Here is a 25,649-nt window from a genome sequence, read left to right as displayed (position 1 = left end):
GGGCGGCCTGGGACGAAGGAGTACCTTGCACAGCAACCGAGCCATCCTCATGGGCCTCGTCGGTACGGGGGTCACGCCATCGCTCACGCCACCCATGCACATGGCAGAGGCGCGTGAGCAGGGCATCCCGCTCCTGTTCCGCCCGATCGACCTGACCGCACTGCACCTCGGCGCGGATCGTCTCCCGGAGATCCTCGACTGGGCAGAGAAGCTCGGCTACGACGCGCTCAACATCACCCACCCGTGCAAACAGAGCGTCATCCCGCTGCTCACCAGCGTCGACCCACTCGCACGCTCCCTCGGCGCGGTCAACACGGTCCTGCTCACCCCGGGCGCACGCATCGGCTACAACACCGACACGACGGGCTTCGAGCGCGCCTTCCGGGAGGGCCTCCCCGACGCACCGACGCGACACGTCGTCCTCCTCGGCGCCGGAGGCGCGGGTTCCGCCGTCGCGGACGCGCTCATCCGCGTTGGCACCACGCACCTCACGATCGTCGACCTTGACCCCGAACGCGCCGAGCGCCTCACTCAGGAGCTCAACGAGCGACACGCGATCTCGGCAGGCGACCCGCGCATCCACGCCGGCGCCATGGGCGAACTACGATCGCTGCTCAGCACCGCGGACGGCATCGTGCACTGCACACCCGTCGGCATGCACGACCACCCCGGGACGCCGTTCGACATCAGCCTGCTCCGACCGGAGCTCTGGGTCGCTGACATCGTCTACCGCCCACTCGAGACGGAGTTGCTCCTCGCGGCACGGTCGGCAGGCTGCCGCACGCTGGACGGGGGAGCCATGGCCGTCGGCCAGGCCGTCGATACCTTCCGCCTCGTCACGGGCAACGAGCCCGACGCTGCGCGCATGCACCAGCACTTCCAAAGCCTCATCAACGACGAAGAGGCACACTCCGAGACATGGAGGTCTCAGCAATGACCACAGCACCTACCGCCAAGCGCACCCCCGTCAAAGCGGCAGCGGCGAGCTTCATGGGGAGCGCCGTCGAGTACTACGACTTCTTCATCTTCGGCTCCGCCGCCGCGCTCATCTTCCCGGTCATGTTCTTCCCGGATGACGACAACGCCGCACTCGTGATGTCACTCGCCACCTTCGGCTTCGCGTACGTTGCGCGCCCCGTCGGCGCCGTCATCCTCGGTCACTTCGGCGACCGCATCGGGCGTCAGCGTGTGCTCATGTTCACCCTCGTCCTTATGGGCGTCTCGACGTTCATCATCGGCTGCCTGCCAACCTTCGATCAGATCGGCTGGTTCGCACCAGCACTCCTGGTCCTCTGTCGACTCATGCAGGGGCTCTCGGCAGCTGGCGAGCAGGCGGGAGCCGCCTCGCTCTCGCTCGAGCATGCGCCGGACAACCGCCGCTCGTTCTTCACGTCATGGACCCTCACCGGCACGCAGGGCGGGCAGATCCTGGCCGCCCTCGTCTTCATTCCGGTCCTGACCCTGCCGGACGAGATCAAGTACAGCTGGGGCTGGCGCGTCCCGTTCTGGCTCAGCGCCGTTGTCGTGGTCGTCGCGTTCTTCATCCGTCGTACCTTGCACGAGACGCCCACATTTCAGGACGCGAAGGCGCAGGGCGAGATCGCCCGCATCCCGCTCATCCCACTCCTGCGCGACCACTGGAGGGACGTGCTCCGCGTCATCTTCTGTGCCTTCATCGCCGCAGTCTCAACCGTGTTCGGCAACTTGGCTCTCGCGTACGGCAAGGAGGTGGGCCTCGCGGAGAACCTCACCCTCTGGCTCGTCGTCGTCGCAAACATCGTCGCCCTCGGGACGCAACCGCTGTTCGCGATGCTCGCCGACCGCATCGGGCGCAAGCCCGTCTTCATCTACGGCGCCGTCTCCTCGGCCGTCTTCATGCCCTTCTACATGCTCTCCATGTCGTCAGGGAACACGCTGCTCACCTTCGCCCTTGCGATCCTTACCTTCTCCTGCGGCTACGCGGCCGCGAACGCCGTCTGGCCGTCCTTCTACGGGGAGATGTTCAGCGCGCGCGTTCGCTTCTCCGGCATGGCAATCGGCACGCAGCTCGGCTTCCTCATGGCCGGCTTCGCGCCGTCCATCGTCGCGGCCCTTGGCGGCGTCCAGGAGGGCGGCTGGGTTGTGATCTCCGGTTTTACCGGCGCCATCTGCCTCATCGCGGCGGTCTCGGCGCTGACCGCGAAGGAGACGAAGAGCGTGCCGACCGACACCCTCGGCATCCGCGTCGTCCAGTAGGCGGCGCGGCTCTGCCATCCCGACCTCGCGCATTCACCCAGGCCACAGTCTCCGGACGTACGGTGCGGGGAGGCGCGAGGTTCGGGCACACCCCGGATGCAGGGCCACGACGAAGGGAACAGACATGCACAAGGACGTGCAGACCGAGGCGAGGCCGGGCAGCAATGCGGCCGGGATCGTCGCCAAGCCCGCGGTTGAAGGCGAGACGTTCTCCCGCGTCTCGTTCACGCCTGCGGCCGTTGAGATGCTCTCTGCACTCGGGAGACGCCACGGGCCGCTCATGTTTCACCAATCGGGCGGCTGCTGCGACGGCTCGTCACCCATGTGCTATCCCGCGGGCGACTTCCTCACGGGTGACGCCGACGTGCTGCTTGGCACGGCGGATATCCCGGATGCGGGCAGCGTCGAGTTCTGGATGTCGCGCGAGCAGTTCAACTACTGGAGGCACACGCGCCTCACGGTGGACATCGTGCCTGGCCGAGGCTCGGGTTTCTCGCTCGAGGCGCCGGAAGGCAAGCGCTTCCTCATCAGGTCGCAGCTCATGAACGAGGACGGTACTGACGTCGAGTCGCTGGCGACCTCGTGACCCGGCCTCGCGATTGGATCCTGTGACGAGACCCGATGACGCGCAGGCGCAGACTCGAGGCGCGACTCGCCTCGAAACACGGGGCAACTCGCCGCGCGCGGCACTTGCCCTCGCTTGACCTGGCCGACTAGGCTGACAGAGCACTTTTCTGTGTGCACGTATCCGTATTCCCGGATGAACACCGCCGCTCCCGGCTTCCCGTCGAGAGTTGCGCATCCGGGCCGACTTATAGCCCACCTGGAGCATTACCTACATGACCACCACCACGACCGAAAAGGCAACCAAGCAGGTCGCCATCAACGACATCGGATCTGCTGAGGACTTTCTTGCCGCGGTCGAAGAGACGCTGAAGTTCTTCAACGACGGGGACCTCATCGAGGGCACCGTCGTTCGCATCGACCGGGACGAGGTTCTCCTCGACGTCGGTTACAAGACCGAGGGTGTCATCCCCTCGCGCGAGCTTTCGATCAAGCACGACGTCGACCCCAGCGAGGTCGTCCAGGTCGGCGACACCGTCGAGGCGCTCGTCCTCCAGAAGGAGGACAAGGAAGGCCGTCTGATCCTGTCGAAGAAGCGTGCGCAGTACGAGCGCGCTTGGGGCGACGTCGAGAAGATCAAGGAAGAAGACGGCGTCGTCACCGGCACCGTTATCGAGGTCGTCAAGGGCGGTCTCATCGTTGACATCGGCCTCCGCGGCTTCCTCCCGGCCTCGCTCATCGAGCTTCGCCGCGTTCGCGACCTCACGCCGTACCTCGGCCAGGAACTCGAAGCCAAGGTCCTCGAGCTCGACAAGAACCGCAACAACGTCGTGCTCTCGCGCCGTGCGCTCCTCGAGCAGACGCAGTCCGAGACCCGCTCGAACTTCCTCAACAACCTCCAGAAGGGCCAGGTCCGGAAGGGTGTGGTCTCGTCGATCGTCAACTTCGGTGCGTTCGTCGACCTCGGCGGCGTCGACGGCCTCGTCCACGTCTCCGAGCTCAGCTGGAAGCACATCGAGCACGCGTCCGAGGTCGTCGAGGTTGGCCAGGAGGTCACCGTCGAGATCCTCGAGGTCGACCTCGACCGCGAGCGTGTCTCGCTCTCGCTGAAGGCGACGCAGGAAGACCCGTGGCAGGTGCTCGCTCGCACCCACGCCATCGGCCAGATCGCACCGGGCAAGGTCACCAAGCTCGTTCCGTTCGGTGCCTTCGTCCGCGTCGCAGACGGCATCGAGGGCCTCGTGCACATCTCGGAGCTGTCGAGCGGTCACGTCGAGCTCGCTGAGCAGGTCGTGTCGGTCGGCCAGGAGCTGTTCGTCAAGATCATCGACATCGACCTCGACCGTCGCCGCATCTCGCTCTCGCTCAAGCAGGCGAACGATGGCGTCGACCCCGAGGGTACCGAGTTCGATGCAGCTCTCTACGGCATGGTGTCCGAGTACGACGCCGAGGGGAACTACACGTACCCCGAGGGCTTCGACCCGGAGACCAACGAGTGGAAGGAAGGCTTCGACGCGCAGCGCGAGGCCTGGGAGCAGGAGTACGCCCTCGCTCAGTCGCGCTGGGAGGCGCACAAGAAGCAGGTCGCTTCGGCAGCCGAGATCGAGCAGAACGTCAGCGCCGTCGCGCCGTCGAGCTCCTCGAACTCCTTCACGAGCGAAGCAGCCGGCGCAGGAACGCTTGCCGACGATGAGTCGCTTGCTGCCCTCCGCGAGAAGCTCGCAGGGAACTAGTTCCCAGCAGGTTCACTGCACCGAAGGCCGGTCCCGTTCTGGGACCGGCCTTCGGCCGTTTCGGCCGCACGCACAGCAACCGACGCAGACAGCGCCCAGCCCGTAAGGGGCCGGGCGCTGTCTGCGTCGCAGGTGCTTCAGGGAGCTCAGGCGGTGAAGCCAGGAGCTGGTGGGACCGGCGGGGCGTCGGATCTCGACCGCGCCGCCCGTGCGTCACGGACGCGCTTGAAGCTCCGGAATAGGAACCAGGCCAACAGCGCCAGCATGGCGAGCATGACCAACACGAACACGGGTACAAGGATGGCGGAGAACAGCAGGCCGACACTGATGGCGTCCTCGCCCACGCTCAGCACGGGTGCGGCGGCACCTGCCGTCACCACATTCGCCGCAGCCCGCGTACTGCTTTTCGTGAGATGCGTCAGCAGGGCGATGCCGATGCCGATGACCACCGGCACCCAGGCATTGCTCGTGAAGAACGATGCCGGATCTTGGATCGCCGCCGTCGAGCTGGCCGTGCCTGCCCCGAACACGATGCCGCCTGAGGTCGGCCGGATGACGGTCTGGATCCAGTCGTTCACGTGGTCCAGGGCCGGCACCTTGTCGGCGACGAGCTCGAGCACTAGGAGCACCCCGACGATGATCAGCACCCAGTCGTTGCTGAGCCACGTCCACCCTGCAGGAAGCGTGATGAGGTCCGTGAAGCGGGCGAGGAGCCCGATCCCCAGCAGGGGAATAAACGCGTTCAGTCCGCTCGCCGTCGCGAGCCCGAGACCGGTGAGAATTTCAAGCATGGTTCGAGTGCCTCCTGCGTCTCAGTCTGGCACGCAGACCGGCCAGCACCGGCCTCGGAATGCCGCAGGACGCTCACGGCCTCCGAGCAGTAGCGTTGGTGCCAAGGACGATGCCTCGCCTAGGCATCCGCAGACGAGAGGACGACACATCATGGTCACCATCGCTCTGACCGGGGGAATCGGATCCGGCAAGACGACCATCGCGCAGCGACTCGCCGAGCTCGGCGGTGTGATCCTGGACGCCGACGTTTTCGCCAGAGAGGCTGTGGCCTTCGGAACTCCGGCAGTGCGACGGATCGCGGACCGCTTCGGACGCGACGTGCTTCTCCCGGACGGCTCGCTCGACCGGCCAGCTCTCGGCGCCCTGGTCTTTGGCGATGAGGAAGCCCGCGCAGCCCTGAACGACATCGTGCACCCCGAGGTGCGCCGCCTGACTGGCGCGCGTCTCGATGAGGTGCTCGCCGACGATCCCAATGCCCTCGTCGTGCACGTGATCCCCCTGCTCGTCGAATCAAGGAGCAACTACGACTACGAGGAGATCTGGGTCGCGGATGCGCCTGCTGCGGTTCGAGAGGAGCGTCTCGTCGAAGGGCGCGGCATGACCCAAGCCGAGGCGAGGGCGCGCATCGCGGCCCAGGCCAGCGATGAGGAACGGCGACGTATCGCGGATGTCCTCATTGATACGAGCGCGCCGCTCGACGAGACCCTGGAACAGGTCGACGGCGAATGGCGTCGACTCGCCGCGGCGGCACTGCGCGCACCCGAGACGCAAACGTATGGGGTCTGATTGGGGGCGGATCCGGAGGCGGGATCAAGGGGCGCAGTGCCCGAAGCACGAAGCTCAGCTCAGTTCCGCTCCGCTCAGTCAGCTCAGATCTACCCACTGGGTGCCAAGCTCCAGCAGCTCGCCCGCCCCCGCGGTGACCGACGCCACATCCGACGCGAGACGCGCGCGCGCATCCGGGGCGTCGGGTATGGCCACCGTCAGGGTTGCTGCGGACCCCGCATACTCGGTGCCGACCACCAGCACGCCGCGAGACCGGAGGTCGTTCTCCCAGCGACCGGCGGTCGCGTGCGGCGCCTCCACGGCGAACATCGCCCGCGACTGCCTGGTCACCGTGCGGGCTAACTGCAGGGTCGACGACACCGACTCGGAGTAGGCGCGAACGAGCCCACCGGCACCGAGCAGCACTCCGCCGAAATACCTCGTGACCACGGCAACGACATCACTCAGGTCCGATGCCGGCGCTGCGCCGCCGCGCACGCGCTCCGCGAGCACCAGGGCCTCCAGCATGGGCGTCCCTGCCGTGCCTGCCGGCTCTCCGTCGTCACTGGTGCGTTGGACTCTGCGGTCAGCCCCAAGCACAAACGCACTGCAGTGGTGGCGAGCGAGACGGTGAGCCGCCCGGCGATCCGCGATGACCTCTCGTGCCTCGTCCTCCGACTCGACGCGCTGAAGCCGGCAGAGGAAGCGGGAGCGGCGGATCTCGAGCTCGTGGTCGACGGGGGAGCGGTCGGCGAGCACACCGTAGCCCGGGGCGGAAGCCGAGCGCGCCGCCGCGGCCGCCTCGGAGGCCACAGTCCGGTCTTCGCGCATCCGGGGATCCTACCGCGGCCGGTTCGGCACGTCGCCCTGGCTCCGACCAAACGCTCAGACCTGGCTGTCATTGTTGACTTCCCCCGCACTGAACGGGACTCATCGACCGGGAAGCAAGACCTGCGTTCCCAAGAGAGGACTGAGATGACCACGACAGCCTCAAGCCAGCAGACAGAGAACGGCGAGTACACGGTTCCCGGGCTCTCGCTCGACAAGGGCCACGAGATCGGCGAGCTGCTGCAGCTCCGTCTGCACGCACTCAACGACCTGCACCTCACGCTCAAGCACGCGCACTGGAACGTCATTGGACGCGACTTCATCAGCGTCCACGAGATGCTCGACCCGCAGATCGAGCTCGTGCGCGGCTACGCAGACGAGGTCGCTGAGCGTATGGCAACGCTCGGAGTGCCCCCGAACGGGCTCCCTGGCGCGCTGGTCGAGGCCAGGACGTGGGGCGACTACGAGGTCTTCCGCGCGGGAACCCGACAGCACCTCGAGGCACTCGACCACGTGTACGTCGGCGTCATCACCGACCACCGCGAGGCAATCAAGCGCCTCGACGACCTGGACCTGGTGACCCAGGACCTCATCATCGGGCAGGTCTCGGAGCTCGAAAAGTTCCAGTGGTTCATCCGCGCACACCTGGAGAACACGCAGGGCGTGCTCTCCAGCGAGAAGTAGTCCGAGTCGACCGCATTTCGGGGCCTCCGTGATCGCGCACAGCGCATCGCGGAGGCCCCGAAATCTGGCAACCGGCACGTACACTTGTTCTATGCAAGCAACACGCAGCGTCCGTCCCTTCGAAGTCGTCAGCGAGTACACGCCCAGCGGCGATCAGCCGAAGGCCATCGAAGAGCTTGCGAACCGCATCAACGCGGGTGAGCCCGATGTCGTGCTCCTCGGCGCGACCGGAACCGGAAAATCGGCGACGACCGCCTGGCTCATCGAGAAGCTCCAGCGTCCAGCGCTGGTCCTCGCCCACAACAAGACTCTCGCCGCACAGCTCGCGACCGAGTTCCGCGAGCTCATGCCCAACAACGCCGTCGAGTACTTCGTCTCGTACTACGACTACTACCAGCCAGAGGCTTACGTCCCGCAGACAGACACCTTCATCGAGAAGGACAGCTCAGTCAACGAGGAGGTCGAACGGCTGCGACACTCGACGACAAACTCGCTGCTCAGTCGCCGCGACGTCGTGGTGGTCTCCACGGTGTCCTGCATCTACGGGCTCGGCAAGCCCGAGGAGTACTTCAACTCGATGCTCGCGCTGCACGTCGGCGACCGCATCCCGCGGCAGGAGCTCCTGCGCCGCTTCGTCACGATGCAATACCAGCGCAACGACGTGGCCTTCCAGCGCGGGACCTTCCGGGTCCGCGGCGACACCATCGAGATCATCCCGGTCTACGAGGAGTTGGCGATCCGGATCGAGATGTTCGGCGACGAGATCGAAGCGCTGACCGCCCTCAACCCGCTCACCGGCGACGTGGTCCGCTCGATGGACTCCGTGAGCGTGTTCCCTGGCTCTCACTACGTCGCGGGAGCCGACGCGATGCAGCGCGCCATGGGTCAGATCCGCGAAGAGCTCGACGACCGCCTTGGCGTCTTCGAACGCGAACAAAAGTTGCTCGAAGCCCAGCGACTGCGCATGCGCACGTCGTTTGACCTCGAGATGATGGAACAGATCGGCTTCTGCTCCGGCATCGAGAACTACTCGCGCCACATGGACGGGCGCGCGCCTGGCGAAGCCCCGCACTGCCTGATCGATTACTTCCCCGACGATTTCATCACGGTCATCGACGAGTCGCACGTCACCGTCCCGCAGATCGGCGCCATGTACGAAGGAGACGCCTCGCGGAAGCGAACGCTCGTCGACCATGGCTTCCGGCTCCCGAGCGCGCTCGACAACCGGCCGCTCCGCTGGGACGAGTTCAGCGACCGCGTCGGACAGACCGTCTACCTGTCCGCAACGCCGGGAAAGTACGAGCTCGCTCAGGCCGACGGGTACGTCGAGCAGATCATTCGACCCACCGGTCTCGTCGACCCCCAGATCGTCGTCAAGCCCTCAAAGGGCCAGATCGACGATCTGCTCGAAGAGATCCGCACTCGGGCCGACCGCGACGAGCGGGTGCTCGTCACCACCCTCACCAAGAAGATGGCTGAGGAACTCACCGACTTCCTCGGCGAGAACGGTGTGCGCGTGCGCTATCTCCACGCGGACGTCGACACGCTCCGTCGGGTGGAACTCCTCTCCGAGCTGCGCGCCGGCATCTACGACGTCCTCGTCGGCATCAACCTCCTACGTGAGGGACTCGACCTTCCGGAGGTGTCGCTCGTCGCGATCCTCGACGCCGACAAGGAGGGGTTCCTCCGATCCAGCACCTCCCTCATCCAGACCATCGGACGAGCGGCTCGAAACGTGACGGGCGAGGTGCACATGTACGCCGACCGAATCACCGACAGCATGGCGCTTGCGATCGAAGAGACCGACCGTCGTCGCGACCGACAGCTCGCCTACAACGCAGAGCATGGCATCGACCCCACGCCGCTCCGGAAGAAGATCGCGGACATCACCGAGTCGCTGATGCGCGAAGGTGAAGACACCGCCAAGCTTCTCGCAGCTCGAGGCCAGGGCGACAACAAGCGGCAGACCACACCTAAACTCAAGCGCGAAGGTCTCGCAGCTTCTGGCGCCCGGGAGCTCGAGAACATGATCTCGGACCTCAACGCGCAGATGCTCGACGCTGCCGCCGAGCTCAAGTTCGAGCTCGCGGCGCGCCTGCGCGACGAGCTCTCGGCGCTCAAGCAGGACCTCAGGACCATGGAACGCGCCGGGCACGTCACCAAGGGCTGACCACGGCCACGTCGCCTCGACCGGGCGAACCGAGCATCCACACGAATAGAGAACCTGAAAGAGCTATGGCCGTCCTTCCTCCTTCTTCGCAGCTGCGCGTCCAAGGCGCCCGCGTGCACAACCTCAAGAACGTCGACCTGGAGATCCCGCGGGACAGCCTCGTGGTCTTCACTGGACTGTCGGGCTCGGGGAAGTCCTCGCTGGCGTTCGACACCATCTTCGCCGAAGGCCAGCGCCGCTACGTCGAGTCGCTCTCCGCCTACGCACGGCAGTTCCTTGGGCAGGTCGACCGTCCCGACGTCGACTTCATTGAGGGCCTCAGCCCGGCAGTCTCGATCGACCAGAAGTCGACCAACCGCAACCCCAGGTCGACCGTCGGCACGATCACCGAGATCTACGACTACCTCCGTCTCCTCTGGGCGCGCATCGGAGTCCCGCACTGCCCGATCTGCGGCGAGGTCATCCAGCGCCAGACCGTGCAGCAGATCGCCGACCAGCTCATGGAGCTGGAAGACGGGACCAGGTACCAGGTCCTCGCCCCGGTCGTCCAGCAGAAGAAGGGTGAGTTCGTCGACCTCTTCCAGTCGCTGTCCGGCCAGGGTTACGCCCGTGCGATGGTCGACGGCGAGCGCGTCCAGCTCACCGACCCGCCGAAGCTCAAGAAGTCGTTCAAGCACGACATCTCGGTGATCGTCGACCGCCTCGTCGCCTCCGAGGATGTGCTCGGGCGGTTGACCGACTCGCTCGAAACGGCCCTGCGACTCGCAGACGGCCTCGTCCAGATCAACTTCGTCGACGCCGAGGGCGACGATGCCTGGACCACGTTCTCGGAGCAGCTGTCGTGCCCGAACAACCATCCGATCGCCCTCACCGAGATCGAACCGCGCACCTTCTCGTTCAACGCGCCCTTCGGGGCCTGCCAGACCTGCGACGGACTCGGGACCCGCATGTCGGTCGATCGTGAGCTGCTGATCGGCGACCCACTCGACTCGATCGCCGACGGCGTCATCCTGCCCTGGAGCTCACAGGGCAAAAGCCTCTACCAGTACTACGAGCGGCTCCTCCTCGGACTCTCCGAGCAGGTGCAGTTCAAGCTCACGACCCCGTGGAAGAAGCTTCCGGAAGAGGTTCAAGCAGCGATCCTCGAGGGCCGCGACTACGAGGTCAGAGTCAAGTACCGCAACCGCTTCGGACGCCAGATGACGTACAGCTCCGGCTTCGAGGGCGTCATGCCGTACATCGAACGCCAGTACGCCGAGGCCGAGACAGACGCGACCCGCGCCCGATGGGCGCAGTACCTTCGCGAGATCCCCTGCTCAGCCTGCAACGGCGCCCGCCTGCGGCCCGAAGTCCTCGCCGTCAAGGTGCACGGGCGCTCCATCGCGGACGCGACGACGCTCAGCCTCGCCGACTGCCTCGACTTCATGAACACCGTCGAGCTCACTGACCGCGAGGCGAAGATCGCCGCGCAGGTGCTCCGTGAGATCAGAGCACGCCTCGACTTCCTCATCGAGGTCGGCCTCAGCTACCTCGACCTCGCGCGGGCGGCAGGCACCCTCTCCGGGGGCGAGGCCCAGCGCATCCGCCTCGCGACGCAGATCGGATCCGGGCTCACCGGCGTCCTCTACGTGCTCGACGAGCCGTCGATCGGCCTCCACCAGCGAGACAACCGCAGGCTCATCGACACCCTCGTCAAACTGCGCGACCTCGGCAACACCCTCATCGTCGTGGAGCACGACGAAGACACCATCCGCACCTCAGACTGGATCGTCGACATCGGTCCCGGCGCCGGCGAACACGGGGGAGAGGTCGTCCACAGCGGCTCTGTCGCCGACCTCGAGAAGAACACTAGGTCGATCACCGGCGACTACCTCTCCGGACGCATCGGCATCGAGACCCCCAAGAAGCGTCGCAAGTACGACAAGAAGCGCGAGCTCACCGTCGTCGGCGCCCGCGCGAACAACCTCAAGAACGTGCAGGTCAGCTTCCCGCTCGGCATCCTCACCGCCGTCACCGGAGTCAGCGGCTCCGGCAAGTCCTCGCTCGTGAACGACATCCTGTACCGAGTCCTCGCCGCGAAATTGAACGGCGCACGAGCCGTCGCCGGCAAGCACACCCGTGTGACCGGCGTCGACCAGCTCGACAAGGTCATCCACGTCGACCAGAACCCGATCGGACGGACCCCTCGCTCCAACCCGGCGACCTACACCGGAGTCTTCGACCGCATCCGCACCCTGTTCGCGGAGACCAGCGAGGCGAAAGCCCGCGGCTACCTCCCCGGGCGGTTCAGCTTCAACGTCAAGGGAGGACGCTGCGAGGCGTGCTCCGGCGATGGCACGCTCAAAATCGAGATGAACTTCCTTCCCGACGTGTACGTGCTCTGCGAGGTCTGCGGAGGGTCGCGCTACAACCGCGAGACGCTCAGCGTGCACTACAAGGGCAAGAACATCGCTGAGGTCCTGCAGATGCCCATCGCGGAAGCCGCCGACTTCTTCGAGCCGATCACGGCCATCCACCGCTACCTCTCCACCCTCGTCGAGGTCGGCCTCGGCTACGTCCGGCTTGGCCAGTCCGCCACCACGCTGTCCGGAGGCGAGGCCCAGCGCGTGAAGCTCGCGACCGAACTGCAGCGACGCTCGAACGGACGCAGCGTCTACGTCCTCGACGAGCCCACGACCGGGCTCCACTTCGAGGACGTCCGCAAGCTCCTGAAGGTGCTCGGCGGGCTGGTCGACAAGGGCAATACGGTCATCGTCATCGAACACAACCTCGACGTGATCAAGTCGGCCGACTGGCTCATCGACATGGGCCCGGAGGGCGGCTCCGGAGGTGGCACCGTCGTCGGCGTCGGCACCCCGGAGAAGATCGCGGGCATCGCGGAGAGCCACACTGGCCAGTACCTCAAGGAAATCTTCGAGCGGGAGGCAGCTGCGCACTGATGGCGAACGTCCTGCCATATCGCCCCGCGACGGGCGACATCCCGACATCCCCAGGCGTCTACCGGTTCCTCGGGGACGACGAGCGTGTGCTGTACGTCGGCAAGGCGAAGAACCTCAGGGCACGCCTGAGCAACTACTTCGCGCCGCTCGAGCGACTGCACGAGCGCACCAGGCATATGGTGACGACGGCGACGCGGGTCGAGTGGACCGTCGTGCGAACCGAGACCGAGGCACTGCAGCTCGAGTACACCTGGATCCAGGAATTCTCGCCGCCCTTCAACGTCAAGTTCAAGGATGACAAGAGCTACCCGTTCATGGCCGTCACGCTCGGCGACGAAGCACCCAGAGTCCTGGTGACGCGGAACCCGCGTATCCGCGGTGCACGCTACTTCGGCCCATACCCCAAAGTCTGGGCCGTCAACGAAACCATCGACCTCATGGTCAAAGCGTTTCCGATCCGAACGTGCAACGACTCGAACTACAAGCGCGCCATGCAGAGCGGGCGCCCCTGCTTCCCCGGACAGATCGGGCGATGCGGAGGCCCGTGCAGCGGGCGGGTGAGCATCGACGAGCACCGCGTCATCGTGAACGAGTTCGTGCGCTTCATGGAGAGCTACGACCGCAGCCTCCTGACCACGCTGCAGGAGGAGATGAAGCTCGCGGCCGGCGAGATGCGGTTCGAGGACGCAGCTAAGCTCCGCGACCGCATCGGGGCCCTCGAGAACGTGCTGGAAAAGAGCGCCGTCGTGCTCCCCGACAACGTCGATCTCGATCTCTTCGCCATCGCCGAAGACGAGCTGAGCGCCTCCGTGCAGCACTTCACGGTTCGAGGCGGCCGCATCCGCGGCGTCCGCAACTGGGTGCTCGACAAGGAGCTCGACACCGACCTCGGCACGATCATCGATCAGACACTGCAGCGCGTGTACGGCAAAGAGGGCCTCTTTCCCCCCGGCGAGATCATCGTCCCTGCGCTCCCCGACGACGCAGACGCGCTGTCGGAGTGGCTCGAAGCCACGAGGCACGCGAAAGTCAGGCTACGAACAGCCGTGCGTGGCCCGAAATCGGAGCTCCTCAAAACAGCCACGATCAACGCCATGGGTGCGCTCGCCCAGTACAAGCTCAAGCGAAGCAGCGACTACGTCGCTCGCTCGGATGCGCTCACCGAGCTCCAGAGCGCGCTTGGCCTCGCAGAAGCGCCGCTGCGCATTGAGTGCTACGACATCTCCCACCTGCAGGGAACCGGCATCGTCGGGTCGATGGTGGTGTTCGAAGACGGTCTGGCACGCAAATCGCACTACCGCCGCTTCAACATCGCATCATCGACGGACGACACCGACTCCATCCACCAGGTGCTCACCAGACGTCTCGCGTACCTGCGCGACGACGCCAAACCGGCCGACATCGTCGAGGACGCGGCGCTCTCCGCCGACCCGGCGAAAGCCGCTGGCCAGGAGTCGACGCGCGCGAAGTTCGCCTACCGCCCGCAGCTGCTACTCATCGACGGCGGCGTACCGCAGGTGAACGCGGCGCAGCGTGCCTTGACCGAGTCCGGCGTCCGAGGCATCGCCGTCGTCGGCATCGCGAAGCGACTCGAGGAACTGTGGCTCCCTGACGACGACTTTCCGGTCATCCTGCCCAGAGGGTCCGAGGCGCTCTTCCTCGTCCAGCGACTCCGCGACGAGGCGCACAGATTCGCGATCCGCCACCAGCGCTCGAAGCGGAAAGCAGACATCACTACCGTGCTTGCCGACATCCCTGGTCTCGGGCCAACTCGGGTTGCCGCCCTGCTCAAAAAGTTCGGTTCCGTCAAGCGACTCCGCGCGGCAACGGTGGACGAGCTGACTGCCGTCCAGGGCATCGGGCAAGCGACCGCGACGGCGATCTCGGAGCGTTTTGCGCGAGAACAATCGGCGGAAGCGTGAGAGACCCACGCTTCGGCTATGTAGGCTGGTGTTTTAGTCCACGGGAGGTGACCTGCGCATGAGTTCGGCGGAGATCGAAGGCGAAGGGCGCCAGCACATCATGATCGTCACCGGCATGTCCGGTGCCGGACGATCCACTGCTTGCAAGGCGTTCGAAGACCTCGACTGGTTCGTGGTCGACAACCTCCCCCCGCAGATGATCCGACCGCTCATCGAGGTCGCGGGCAAGGCACGCGACTCGCTCCCGAAGCTCGCGGTCTCGGTCGACGTGCGTGGCGGTCACCTGCTCGAGGAATTCACGGCGTTGGTCGAGGGGCTCCGCGAGACGCACGAGGTCGACGTCCTCTTCCTCGACGCCACCGACAGCACGCTGGTCCGCCGCTTCGAGGCCGTGCGCCGTCCGCATCCGCTGCAGGGCAACGGAACCATCCTCGACGGCATCGCGCGCGAACGCAGCCGTCTGCAGGAGATCCGAGAGGCGAGCGACATCGTCATCGACACCTCCGAGCTCAACGGCCACCAGCTCGTCACCCGCATCGTCAAGCGATTCGGCGAAGCAGACCAGAACAAGGTCGCAGTGACTGTGCAGAGCTTCGGCTTCAAGTACGGCATCCCAGCTGATGCCGATCTCGTCGTCGACATGCGCTTCCTGCCGAACCCGTTCTGGGAGCCGGAGCTACGAGCGTTCAACGGTCGCGACAAGCGCGTCTCCGACTACGTGTTCGACCAAGAGGGTGCGGACGAGTTCCTGACGCACTACATTGAGATGCTTGACCCCGTCCTTCGGGGGTACGAGCGGGAGAACAAGCGGCACGTGACGCTGGCCGTCGGATGCACCGGCGGCAAGCACCGCTCGGTCGCAATGACCGAACGGATCGCAAGCCTGCTGCGCGAACGCGATGACACGATCATCAGCGTGCGCCACCGCGACCTCGGTCGCGAGTGACCCTTATCCCAACCCGCACGCACGACGACGCTTCGTCGCGCCCATTCACTCTGATCCATGGAGGTAATCCGGTGACGCTCACCGCCGATGTCAAGCACGAGCTGCTGCGCACGCGCGCGGCCACGACCCAAGCTCGTGCTGCCGAGGTCGCGTCGCTGCTGAGGTTCGCGGGTGGCCTCCAGCTCATCTCGGGGCGTATCGCCGTCGAGGCGCAGCTCGACTCCGAGATGCTCGCGCGGCGCCTGGGTCGCGAGCTCCTCGAGCTCTACGGCGTCCGCGCCAAGATCTCGATCGTCGCCGGCTCCGGCGCGAGGCCGGGGGAGAGCTACCTCCTCCGCGTGCTCGAGAACGGCGAGACCCTCGCACGCCAGACGGGACTCATGGACGCCAGACGGCGTACCGTGCGCGGGCTCCCCAACCGCCTCACCACCGGCAGCCAGGACGACCTGACCGCCGTTTGGCGCGGCGCCTTCCTCGCAGCCGGTTCACTGACCGATCCCGGCCGCTCCGCGTCGCTCGACATCATCACGCCGAACTCGGAAACGGCGATGGCTTTGGTCGGCGCCGCCGGTCGGCTCGGTGTCTCCTCCAAGGCCCGCGAGGTCCGTGGCGTGCACCGGGTGGTCATCCGGGACGGCGACGCGATCAGCGCCATGCTGACGGTGATCGGCGCCCACGCCACTGTCGAGAGCTGGGAGAGTTTGCGTCAGCGGCGCGAGACGCGCGCGACGGCCAACCGCCTCGTGAACTTCGACGACGCCAACCTCCGGAGGTCGGCGCAGGCGGCCGTGACCGCTTGCACCCGCGTCGAGCGCGCCCTGGTGATCCTCGGCGACGGAGCACCCGACCATCTCAAGTACGCCGGGCAACTGCGTCTTGCGCACCGGGAGGCGTCGCTGGATGAGCTCGGGCGCTACGCCGACCCACCCATGACGAAGGATGCCGTGGCTGGACGCATCCGCCGCCTGCTGGCCCTCGCCGACAAGCAGGCTTCGGACCGCGGCATCCCGGGTACGGAGTCGAATCTGCCCGTGCTCGACGCGCTCTGATCACCGCACCGAACAGCTCGCCCCATTTGGTCACCTCGGTGACCGCGCATGGGACTAGGCTGACGATGTTGAACGGGCTCGCCGCGCAGACCGTTCCCACGAACTCGGTGCGATGGTGCACCCGGCCCTGAGTGGCCAATCAGTCCTGTCAAATCGGAGAAACAACAGGAAAAAGGAGCATCACGTGACGAAAATCGCCATCAACGGTTTCGGACGCATCGGACGCAGCTACGCACGCGCACTGCTGCAGGATGACAACAACCTCGAGCTCGTTGCCATCAACGACCTCACCGACAACAAGACGCTTGCCCACCTGCTCAAGTACGACTCCACGGGCGGCAAGCTGAAGAACGACATCTCGTTCGACGACGACGCTATCTACGTCGACGGCAAGAAGATCACGGCGACGGCCGAGCGCGACCCCGCCAACCTCCCCTGGGCAGAGCTCGGTGTCGAGATCGTCATCGAGAGCACCGGTCACTTCACTGACCCCGAGAAGGCCCGCGCGCACATCACCGCAGGTGCCAAGAAGGTCATCCTCTCGGCTCCGGCTTCGGGCCCGGCCCCGACCTTCGTCTTCGGCGTCAACCACACCGAGTACGACCCGGAGAAGGACGACGTCATCTCGAACGCGTCCTGCACGACGAACTGCCTCGCGCCGCTCGTCAAGGTCTTCAACGACAAGTTCGGCATCGAGTCGGGTCTCATGACCACGGTGCACGCCTACACCTCTGACCAGAACCTGCAGGACGGCCCCCACAAGGACCTCCGTCGTGCGCGTGCCGCAGCGCTGAGCATCATCCCCACCTCGACGGGCGCAGCCAAGGCCATCGGCCTGGTCATCCCCGAGCTCGCGGGCAAGCTCGATGGCTTCGCGCTTCGCGTTCCCACCGAGACCGGCTCCATCACCGACCTCACCGTCGTCTCCAAGACCCCGGTGACCGTTGAAGAAGTCAACGCCGCGTACAAGGAAGCAGCTGAAGGCGAGTTCAAGGGCCTCCTCATGTACAACGAGGAAGACATCGTCTCGCGCGACATCGTCGGCGAGAACCACTCGTCGATCTTCGACGCACCGCTCACCAAGGTCATCGGCAACCAGGTCAAGCTGTCGTCGTGGTACGACAACGAGTGGGGCTACACGGTCCGTCTCGTCGACCTGACCGAGTACGTCGCCAGCAAGCTCTAACCACTTCGGCATCAGAGGAAGGACCGCCAATATGGCGCTTCGCACAATCGAGAGCCTTGGCTCCCTCACGGGAAAGAAGGTCATCGTCCGTTGCGACCTGAACGTGCCGCTGAAGGACGGCGTGATCACCGACGATGGTCGGATTCGCGCCTCCCTCGGCACGCTCCGCCTCCTCCTCGACCAGGGTGCGCAGGTCATTGTGATCTCGCACCTTGGTCGGCCCAAGGGGGCACCAGACCCGCAGTACTCGCTCGCTCCCGCCGCAACGCGGCTGGGTGAGCTGCTCGAGATCGATGCTCCCCTCGCGGCCGACACGGTCGGCGAGGACGCACAGCGCCTCATCGGCGGTCTGGAGAACGGGCAGCTCGTCGTTCTCGAGAACCTGCGCTTCAACGCGGGGGAGACGAGCAAGGACGACGCCGAGCGCCGTGCCTTCGCCGAGCAGCTCGCGGCCCTCGCCGATGCCTTCGTCTCCGACGGCTTCGGGGTCGTGCACCGCAAGCAGGCATCGGTTTACGACCTGCCGCAGCTCGTGCCAAGTGCCGCAGGGCTGCTCGTTGCGAACGAGCTCGAGGTGCTCGAGCGATTGACGTCCGCCGTGGACCGCCCGTACTCGGTCGTGCTCGGCGGGTCGAAGGTCTCGGACAAGCTCGGGGTTATCGAGCACCTGCTCCCACGCGTCGACTCGATCCTCATCGGCGGCGGGATGCTCTTCACGTTCCTGGCAGCACAGGGGCACAAGGTCGGATCCTCGCTGCTTGAGGTCGACCAGCTCGACACCGTGCGCGGCTATCTGCAGGACGCCGAACAGCGCGGCGTCTCGATCGTGCTGCCCAGCGATGTCGTCGTTGCAGCGTCGTTCGCAGCGGACGCGGCCCACGAGGTCGTCTCCGCGGATGCCATCGAGGAGAGCGCTTTCGGCTCATCCGGCATTGGGCTCGACATCGGCCCCGAAACCGCGAAGGCATTCGCATCGGTCATCAGCGCCTCGAAGACTGTGTTCTGGAACGGCCCCATGGGCGTGTTCGAGTTCCCCGCGTTCGCGGAAGGAACCCGTGCCGTCGCTGAGGCACTCACCAACGTCGACGGCCTCTCGGTCGTCGGCGGCGGAGACTCCGCGGCCGCCGTGCGCACGCTCGGCTTCGCGGACGACGAATTTGGCCACATCTCTACTGGTGGCGGTGCAAGCCTCGAGTTCCTCGAAGGCAAGCAGCTGCCCGGATTGCAGGTTCTCGGATGGTAACCACTCGCACCCCGCTGATGGCGGGCAACTGGAAGATGAACCTGGACCACCTCCAGGCCATCGCGTTCACGCAGAAGCTCGCGTGGGCCCTCAAGGATGCGAAGCACGACTACGACGACGTCGAGGTCGCGATCTTCCCTCCCTTCACCGACCTGCGCAGCGTGCAGACCCTCGTGGATGCAGACAAGCTCGAGCTCAGCTACGGAGCACAGGATGTGTCAGCGCACGACTCGGGCGCGTACACCGGTGAGATCTCCGGCGCGTTCCTGAGCGCCCTTGCATGCAAGTACGTCATCCTCGGGCACTCCGAGCGTCGCACCCTGCACGCGGAGACGGATGCGGTTGTCGGGAGCAAGGTCAAGGCAGCGCTGAAGCACGGGCTCGTTCCCGTGCTCTGCGTCGGCGAGACCTCTGAGGACCTCGAGAAGTTCGGCGCGAGCGCCGTCCCCGTCGCGCAGCTCAAGGCCGCGCTCGAGGGTGTCGAGGGCACCCCGGAGCTGGTCGTCGCGTACGAGCCCGTCTGGGCCATCGGCTCGGGCCAGGCTGCCACGCCGGAACAGGCGCAGACCGTTGCGCACGCCCTGCGCGCGGCGCTCGAGGAACTCCTCGGCGCTGACGTGGCTGCGGCCACGCGCATCCTCTACGGGGGCTCGGTCAAGTCCGACAACATCGCGGGCTTCATGCGTGAACCCGATGTCGACGGAGCGCTCATCGGCGGCGCGAGCCTCAAGGTCGACGAGTTCAGCGCCATCGCGCGGTTCCGTCAGCACGTCGGTTCGTAGACGCGAACACCAACCATCTATACTCGGACGTGGTCTGTGCACACAGGCCACGTCCGAGTCCGTTCATCTGAGAGGGATTCCGTGGATATTCTCCTCGTCATCCTGCAGGTCGTGCTGGCCATCACCAGCGTCCTGCTGATCCTGTTCATCCTGTTGCACCGCGGACGAGGCGGCGGACTGTCCGACATGTTCGGCGGCGGCATGGGATCGAACCTCGGCGCCTCCGGCGTCGCCGAGAAGAACTTGAACCGCATCACGGTCACCCTCGCGGTCATCTGGCTGCTCACCATCGTCGCCATGGGAATTATCACCCGCATCCAAACGGTCGTGGTGAGCTAGGTGGTGCAGGGGGGCTCCGCAATCAGAGGATCGCGGGTGGGCGCTGGACCCATGGGGGAGATGGACCACGGCGTGCACGCGGCGCGGGTGTCGGTCTCGTACTGGGACGCGCTCGGAAATGAGACCGTCAGGCACTACTCGGCTGAGGTCGCTGCGGAAGACATCCCCGAGATCATCGACTGCCCGGTCTCAGGTCTGCCTGCCGGGCGCGATCGGGAGAACCCGCCAGCCGCGGTGAAGAACGAGCCGTACAAGACGCATCTCGCCTACGTCAAAGAACGGCGTACAAGCGAGGAAGCCGAGCGCCTCCTCGATGAGGCGCTCTCGAAGCTGCGCGAGCGGCGAGGAAAGACCAGCTCGACGCACTGAGCCCGTCGGGACATTCCCTCTGCTGACGGCACGGTCCGGGCCGGCACCTCATCAGCCACACACGAACACGGCTCCAGTCCGAGAGATTTCTCGGACTGGAGCCGTGTTCGTGTCGGTGCGGGCTCGTTCAGCCCAAGGCTTCGGCGGCTCCGGCGTCGAGCAGGAGCAGCGTCTCCAGGCGGCCGTCGGCGGCGCCGAGTGGAGACTCGATCGCGGTCACGCCCTCCGTCGAGGCAAGGCGCACTGCGTCAGCCTTCTCGGCGCCCGTCACAACCGCCCACACACGCGCCGCCTGCTGGATGCACGGCAGCGTGAGCGTCAGACGTTCCGGTGGTGGCTTCGGCGAGGTTCGGACGGTGTCCACCAGAGCCGAAGTCTGCTCGAGCCCGTCCGTGCCCGGGAAGAGCGACGCCGTGTGCCCGTCACCGCCTGCGCCGAGCAGCACGAGGTCGAGGGAGGGCACCCCACCCGGAGCCCCGTCCGCCGGCGGGACCAGCGCCCGCAGCTCAGCCTCGTAGGCCGCTGCCGCGTCCTCCAGGGTCTCGCCGCTGTCGCTGGCGAGGGTCGGGTGCAAGCGAGTCTGCTCGAAGCCGGCAGCGCCCTTGAGCGCCGCCGCGACCGCGACGACGTTGCGGTCATCGTGGCCGGTCGGGACGAAGCGCTCGTCGGCGAACCAGACGTGCACGCGCGACCAGTCGAGACCCGCATCCGCGACCGCAGTGACCAGAGCGGGCAGTACTCTCGTCGCCACAGATCCACCGCTCACAGCGACGTGGAGCTCCGCGGTCGTCGATCCAACGAGCGTCGCGAAGCGGCGCCCTGCCTCGGCCGCGACCGCGGCGACGGACGGCTCGACGTGTCTGACCCGAGGTGCCTGCGTCACGCCTGCTCCTCATCGGGCGCCTGCGGCGCTGACTCGCTGTCCTGAGCGAAAGCTCCAGTGTCCGCCGCTGCGGCCAGCACTTCACCGAAGACCCGATCAGGGCCGAGGGAGCGAAGCTCCTCGGCGAGCACGTCTGGCAGGTCGCGAACCGGCATGGGGATCTTCTGCTCAGGCTGACCTGGCTGGGTGAGGACGACCGAGGAGTCACTCACGCGTTCGAAGGAGACAACGCCACTCGGCCTCGCGAGCCTGATCGCACGAAGCTGCGCACGGCCGAGTTCACGTTCGGCCGCCTGCGAGAGGCGAACCGGGACCTGGAGCGCGAGCTGCAGCCATGCCGCCATGAGCAGCGTCGAGGTCTGCGAGGGGCGACCGATGACCTCCACTTCCTGGATCTGCTCGTACGGGGGCTGGTCGAGGACCGCCGCGATCTGCGCGCGCCAGCTCGTGAGTCGCGTCCAGGCAAGATCGCTGTCGCCATCGCAGAATCCGGATGCGAGCTTCTGCACGGTCTCTTCGCCGTCGCTGGAGCTCCCGGAGTCCACGATCCGAAGCTGCGCGATGCGACCGAGCGACGAGGCACTGGGGGCGCCGAGCGCGGAGTCGGGCCACCACGCAACCACCGGAGCGTCTGGGAGGAGCAGCGCCTGCACGAGCGTCTCGGGATCGTTCGCGGCCGGCCCCGAGACGTGGAGCACGATGACCTCGCTCGCCCCAGCGTCGCCGCCGACACGGATCTCCGCGTCCATGTTGGACGTCGTCGCGTCACGGTCGACGACGTGGATGACGATGACCCGCATGGGGTGCTCACCGGAGGCCGAGTTGGCGGCCGCGATCGCCGCTTCGCCTCGGCGCTCGCCCGTCGAGATGACGAGGGTCAGCACACGCCCGAGGGCGACGGCGCCGCCCTCTTCGCGCATGGAGACGAGGCGCTTCGAGACAGCCGAGGTTGTCGTGTTGCCGAGTTCGATGATCATGGGCGCCTCCAAGTGCGGCCATCGCGAGCGAGCAGGGCCGTGGCCGAAGCCGGTCCCCAGCTGCCTGGTTTGTAGAGTTCTGGCTGCCCCTGGGTGGCCCAGTACTCCTCGACCGGGTCGAGGATCTTCCACGAGAGTTCGACTTCCTCGTGGCGCGGGAACAAGGGTGGGTCGCCGAGGAGAACGTCGAGGATGAGCCGCTCGTAGGCTTCCGGGCTGGATTCGGTGAACGCGTGCCCGTAGCCGAAGTCCATCGTCACGTCACGCACGTGCATGCCAGATCCGGGGATCTTGGAGCCGAAGCGGATGGTGACGCCCTCGTCCGGCTGCACGCGGATCACGAGGGCGTTGGGCCCGAGGGACGTCCGCTGGGCCTCATCGAACAGGTACAACGGACCCTGCTTGAACGTGATGGCGATCTCGGTGACCCGTCGCCCGAGACGCTTGCCTGTGCGCAGGTAGAACGGAACGCCGGACCAGCGCCGCGAATCGAGTTCCACTCTGAGCGCCGCGTAGGTCTCCGTCGTGGACTGAGGGTTCATGCCCTCTTCCTCGAGGAAGCCGCGCACGAGCTCGCCGCCCTGCCAGCCGGAGCCGTACTGTCCTCGTGCGGATGCGAGCGAAAGGTCGCGGGGGAGACGGACGGCCGCCAGCGCCTTCTCCTTCTCCTGGCGGAGGTCCTTCGCGTTGAACGAGAGTGGCTCTTCCATCGCGGTCAGCGCGAGGAGCTGCAGCAGGTGGTTCTGGATGACGTCCCTGGCGGCGCCGACGCCGTCGTAGTAGCCCGCGCGACCAGAGACGCCGATGTCCTCGGCCATCGTGATCTGCACGTGGTCGACGGTGTTGGAGTTCCAGAGCGGCTCGAACATGGAATTCGCGAAGCGCAGCGCCAGGATGTTCTGGACCGTCTCCTTGCCCAGGTAGTGGTCGATGCGGAAGATCGCGTCGCTGGAGAAGACCGACTCGACGATGCTGTTGAGTTCCCGAGCCGAGGCGAGGTCGTGGCCGAACGGCTTCTCGATGATGACGCGCCGCCAGGAGTCCTCGCGTTCCTCGGCAAGCCCGGATCGACGCAGCTGCGTCGTCACCTCGGGGAACGAGCGAGGCGGGATCGAGAGGTAGAACGCGTGGTTGCCGCGGGTGCCCTGGTCGTCGTCGAGCTCGTCGAGGACGAGTTTGAGCGAGTCGAAGGACTCGTTGTTGTCGAACTCACCGGAGACGAAGCGAATGCCCTTGGCGAGCTGGGTCCACACGTCCTCGTTGAACGGTGTTCGAGCGTGCTGCTCGACGTTCTCCTTGACGAAGGCGCGGAACTCGTCGTCGGACCACGGGCGACGTGCGAAGCCGACGAGGCCAAACGACGGCGAGAGTAGGCCGCGGTTGGCGAGGTCGTAGACGGCGGGGAGGAGCTTCTTGCGAGAGAGGTCACCGGTCACGCCGAAGATGACGAGACTGGAGGGGCCGGCGATGCGCCGGAGGCGTCCGTCGTCGATGGACCTGAGGGGGTTGTTGTCAGCGCTGATGTCGACTGGCGTCACAGCGTCGCTCCTTACTTTCCGAGCACGGGGTGTTCGTGACGCTCCGTGCAGTACCTGCAGACACGAGCGCGGGGATGCGATGGTGCTCGCATCCCCGCCTCGCTGTTCGATCAGCGCGAGATCGCGCCGAGGAGCGCCTCGAGTCCGTTGCCGGATTCGCCGAGGTCGATGCGCAGCACGGGCTGAGCATGTGATTCCAGCACGGAGGCGTCACCGGCGGCCTGGGCCGAGATGAGGGTTCCGAATGTGAAGGGCCGCTCCGGGATCTCCAGGTCCTCAGGCTCGGCCGAGGTGATCTGCAGGAACGCGCCTACCTTCGGGCCACCCTTGTGGAACTGACCCGTCGAGTGCAGGAAGCGAGGTCCCCACCCGAAGGTGACGGGGCGGCCGGACCGCTTCGCCAGCTCGTCGCGAAGGGCCTCGAGCGCTCCGAATCGGGTCCGGTCGACGTAGGCCTGCACCGAGAGGTAGCCGTCGGACGGGATGCGCTCGACGAGCGCATCGATCGCGCCGCTGATGGTGCTCTGCCCTTCGACGACGGCGGCCGTGCCACGAACCTCGACGCCGTCGACCGAGAAGTCGGCGGGGGTCGGTTCGGGAGTCTCCTCGAGGAGGCCACGTGCGGCGACCTTGGCCGACTCGACATCGGGCTGGTCGTAGGGGTTGATGCCGATGACGGCACCTGCGACGGCGACGGCCGTCTCCCAGAGCACAAACTGCCCGCCGAGCGACCCGGAGACGGTGATGTCGTCGCCGGTTGCGACGGTCGTCTCGGCGTCGGCGACCACGCGCACCAGCTGCAGGTCAGCGGGCCGCGATGCGATCTCCGGCGCACTCGGCGTGAGGACCACCGGCAGGATGCCGAGGTCGTCCTTGCCGGTTGACTCGGCGATGAGCTGCTCGACCCAGTCGCCGAACCCCACAATCGACGTGCCGTCGTCGACAATGCCGAGGTAGCGCTTGGCGGCAATGGCGGCACCCAGGACAAGCGCGGGGTTCGTCGCGTCGTCGAGGGCGACGGCCGCCGCGGCGATACCGGCGTCATCGAGGAGCGCGGAGATGTCCACGCCGGCGAGCCCGGACGGAACAAGACCGAACGCCGTGAGGGCCGAGAAGCGACCGCCGACGTGCGGATCGGCGAGGAAGACTCGGTAGCCTGCCGCGCGCGACGCCTCCTCCATGGGCGAGCCAGGGTCGGTGACGATGACCACTCGCCCCGCCGGCTCAATGCCCGCTGCCTCGAAGGCGCGGACGAAGGCGCGACGCTGGGAGTCGGTCTCGACCGTCGAACCTGACTTCGAGGAGACGACGATTGCCGTGCGTTCGATGCTGTCTTCGACGGCGGCGCGAACCTGAGCTGGGTCGGTCGAGTCGAGGACCACGAGCTCGACGCCCGCGGTTCGGGTGATGACCTCAGGGGCGAGCGAGGATCCGCCCATGCCGCAGAGCACGAAGCGGGTCACCCCGGCCGCGGCGAACTCGTCTCGGAGCGAGACGATGTCGTCCACGAGCTCACGGGAGACCTCATGCGCACGAGTCCATCCGAGGCGGATCGACGACTCAGCCTCTGCCGCCTCTCCCCAAAGGGTGGCGTCCTGGGCGAAGAGCCTGGACGCGAAGCGCTCGCTGACAAGCGCGTCGACCTTCGACGCCGCGGCGTCACTCGCCGCCCCTTCGGTGCTGACGTTGATGCCCATCGTGACCC

General features: G+C 66.4%; 22 protein-coding genes. 16 read left to right on the top strand and 6 right to left on the bottom strand.

Features of this window, described 5'->3' with window-relative positions; all coding sequences use genetic code 11:
• The first annotated feature begins 25 nt into the window (after nt 1–25).
• From ACPYN9_RS03045 to rpsA, 4 genes are all read left to right on the top strand, one after another.
• Nucleotides 26–937, top strand: a complete 912-nt coding sequence (locus ACPYN9_RS03045; protein WP_424463806.1) for a shikimate dehydrogenase — start codon at nt 26–28, stop codon at nt 935–937.
• Nucleotides 934–2,235 carry an MFS transporter gene (locus ACPYN9_RS03040; RefSeq protein ID WP_424463804.1) on the top strand — a complete coding sequence of 434 codons (1,302 nt, stop codon included), beginning with the start codon at nt 934–936 and terminating at the stop codon, nt 2,233–2,235. The genes ACPYN9_RS03045 and ACPYN9_RS03040 overlap by 4 nt, the downstream gene beginning before the upstream one ends.
• A 124-nt stretch (nt 2,236–2,359) precedes the next feature.
• Nucleotides 2,360–2,821: a DUF779 domain-containing protein gene (locus tag ACPYN9_RS03035; RefSeq protein WP_424463802.1), complete on the top strand. Its 462-nt coding sequence runs from the start codon at nt 2,360–2,362 to the stop codon at nt 2,819–2,821.
• Nucleotides 2,822–3,074: 253 nt separating this feature from the next.
• A complete protein-coding gene (gene rpsA, locus ACPYN9_RS03030; RefSeq protein ID WP_424463800.1) occupies nt 3,075–4,532 on the top strand; it encodes a 30S ribosomal protein S1 in 1,458 nt (485 codons plus the stop codon).
• A gap of 146 nt (nt 4,533–4,678) precedes the next feature.
• Here rpsA and ACPYN9_RS03025 read toward each other — a convergent pair whose 3' ends face one another.
• Nucleotides 4,679–5,323: a DUF4126 domain-containing protein gene (locus ACPYN9_RS03025; RefSeq protein WP_424463798.1), complete on the bottom strand. Its 645-nt coding sequence runs from the start codon at nt 5,321–5,323 to the stop codon at nt 4,679–4,681.
• Nucleotides 5,324–5,474: 151 nt separating this feature from the next.
• Between ACPYN9_RS03025 and coaE the strand changes: the two genes are divergently transcribed.
• Nucleotides 5,475–6,110, top strand: a complete 636-nt coding sequence (gene coaE, locus ACPYN9_RS03020; protein WP_424463796.1) for a dephospho-CoA kinase — start codon at nt 5,475–5,477, stop codon at nt 6,108–6,110.
• Nucleotides 6,111–6,188: 78 nt separating this feature from the next.
• On the opposite strand, the gene ACPYN9_RS03015 is transcribed toward coaE, so the two are convergent.
• Nucleotides 6,189–6,920: an IMPACT family protein gene (locus ACPYN9_RS03015; protein WP_424463794.1), complete on the bottom strand. Its 732-nt coding sequence runs from the start codon at nt 6,918–6,920 to the stop codon at nt 6,189–6,191.
• 144 nt (nt 6,921–7,064) lie between these two features.
• Between ACPYN9_RS03015 and ACPYN9_RS03010 the strand changes: the two genes are divergently transcribed.
• The 11 genes from ACPYN9_RS03010 to ACPYN9_RS02960 all read left to right on the top strand — a co-directional run bounded on the left by ACPYN9_RS03010 (nt 7,065) and on the right by ACPYN9_RS02960 (nt 20,546).
• Nucleotides 7,065–7,601: a Dps family protein gene (locus ACPYN9_RS03010; RefSeq protein ID WP_424463793.1), complete on the top strand. Its 537-nt coding sequence runs from the start codon at nt 7,065–7,067 to the stop codon at nt 7,599–7,601.
• A gap of 91 nt (nt 7,602–7,692) precedes the next feature.
• The gene (uvrB, locus tag ACPYN9_RS03005) at nt 7,693–9,771 is read left to right on the top strand and encodes an excinuclease ABC subunit UvrB (protein ID WP_424463791.1); all 2,079 of its coding nucleotides are present in this window, start codon (nt 7,693–7,695) and stop codon (nt 9,769–9,771) included.
• Nucleotides 9,772–9,836: 65 nt separating this feature from the next.
• A complete protein-coding gene (gene uvrA / locus ACPYN9_RS03000) occupies nt 9,837–12,710 on the top strand; it encodes an excinuclease ABC subunit UvrA (RefSeq protein ID WP_424463789.1) in 2,874 nt (957 codons plus the stop codon).
• Nucleotides 12,710–14,632, top strand: coding sequence for an excinuclease ABC subunit UvrC (gene uvrC / locus ACPYN9_RS02995; RefSeq protein WP_424463788.1), 1,923 nt, complete (start codon nt 12,710–12,712; stop codon nt 14,630–14,632). The genes uvrA and uvrC overlap by 1 nt, the downstream gene beginning before the upstream one ends.
• A 58-nt stretch (nt 14,633–14,690) precedes the next feature.
• The gene (rapZ, locus tag ACPYN9_RS02990) at nt 14,691–15,578 is read left to right on the top strand and encodes an RNase adapter RapZ (protein ID WP_424463786.1); all 888 of its coding nucleotides are present in this window, start codon (nt 14,691–14,693) and stop codon (nt 15,576–15,578) included.
• A gap of 71 nt (nt 15,579–15,649) precedes the next feature.
• Nucleotides 15,650–16,627 carry a DNA-binding protein WhiA gene (gene whiA, locus ACPYN9_RS02985; RefSeq protein ID WP_424463784.1) on the top strand — a complete coding sequence of 326 codons (978 nt, stop codon included), beginning with the start codon at nt 15,650–15,652 and terminating at the stop codon, nt 16,625–16,627.
• Between the two features lie 184 nt (nt 16,628–16,811).
• Entirely contained in the window at nt 16,812–17,813 is a 1,002-nt protein-coding gene (gap, locus tag ACPYN9_RS02980) for a type I glyceraldehyde-3-phosphate dehydrogenase (RefSeq protein ID WP_424463782.1), read from the top strand.
• A 31-nt stretch (nt 17,814–17,844) separates the two neighbouring features.
• On the top strand, nt 17,845–19,056 hold the full coding sequence (locus ACPYN9_RS02975) for a phosphoglycerate kinase (RefSeq protein ID WP_424463780.1): 1,212 nt from the start codon (nt 17,845–17,847) through the stop codon (nt 19,054–19,056).
• Nucleotides 19,050–19,838, top strand: a complete 789-nt coding sequence (gene tpiA / locus ACPYN9_RS02970; RefSeq protein ID WP_424463778.1) for a triose-phosphate isomerase — start codon at nt 19,050–19,052, stop codon at nt 19,836–19,838. Before ACPYN9_RS02975 ends, tpiA begins: the two co-directional genes overlap by 7 nt.
• A gap of 81 nt (nt 19,839–19,919) precedes the next feature.
• Nucleotides 19,920–20,177, top strand: coding sequence for a preprotein translocase subunit SecG (secG, locus tag ACPYN9_RS02965; RefSeq protein WP_424463776.1), 258 nt, complete (start codon nt 19,920–19,922; stop codon nt 20,175–20,177).
• Nucleotides 20,178–20,546 (top strand): RNA polymerase-binding protein RbpA, encoded by a 369-nt coding sequence (locus ACPYN9_RS02960; protein ID WP_424463774.1) that lies wholly within the window; start codon nt 20,178–20,180, stop codon nt 20,544–20,546.
• 127 nt (nt 20,547–20,673) lie between these two features.
• Here the strand turns inward: ACPYN9_RS02960 and pgl are convergent, their stop codons facing one another.
• From pgl to ACPYN9_RS02940, 4 genes are all read right to left on the bottom strand, one after another.
• A complete protein-coding gene (gene pgl / locus ACPYN9_RS02955; protein WP_424463773.1) occupies nt 20,674–21,429 on the bottom strand; it encodes a 6-phosphogluconolactonase in 756 nt (251 codons plus the stop codon).
• Nucleotides 21,426–22,406, bottom strand: coding sequence for a glucose-6-phosphate dehydrogenase assembly protein OpcA (locus ACPYN9_RS02950; RefSeq protein ID WP_424463771.1), 981 nt, complete (start codon nt 22,404–22,406; stop codon nt 21,426–21,428). The genes pgl and ACPYN9_RS02950 overlap by 4 nt, the downstream gene beginning before the upstream one ends.
• Nucleotides 22,403–23,944, bottom strand: coding sequence for a glucose-6-phosphate dehydrogenase (zwf, locus tag ACPYN9_RS02945; protein ID WP_424463770.1), 1,542 nt, complete (start codon nt 23,942–23,944; stop codon nt 22,403–22,405). The genes ACPYN9_RS02950 and zwf overlap by 4 nt, the downstream gene beginning before the upstream one ends.
• 110 nt (nt 23,945–24,054) lie before the next feature.
• Entirely contained in the window at nt 24,055–25,641 is a 1,587-nt protein-coding gene (locus ACPYN9_RS02940) for a glucose-6-phosphate isomerase (RefSeq protein WP_424463769.1), read from the bottom strand.
• Nucleotides 25,642–25,649 lie beyond the last annotated feature (8 nt).

This window comes from Pseudoclavibacter helvolus (assembly GCF_049707175.1).
Classification (GTDB): Bacteria; Actinomycetota; Actinomycetes; order Actinomycetales; family Microbacteriaceae; genus Pseudoclavibacter; species Pseudoclavibacter helvolus_A.
The sequence above is the reverse complement of the archived record's forward strand: the minus strand, read 5'-3'. Positions and strand labels throughout refer to the sequence as shown.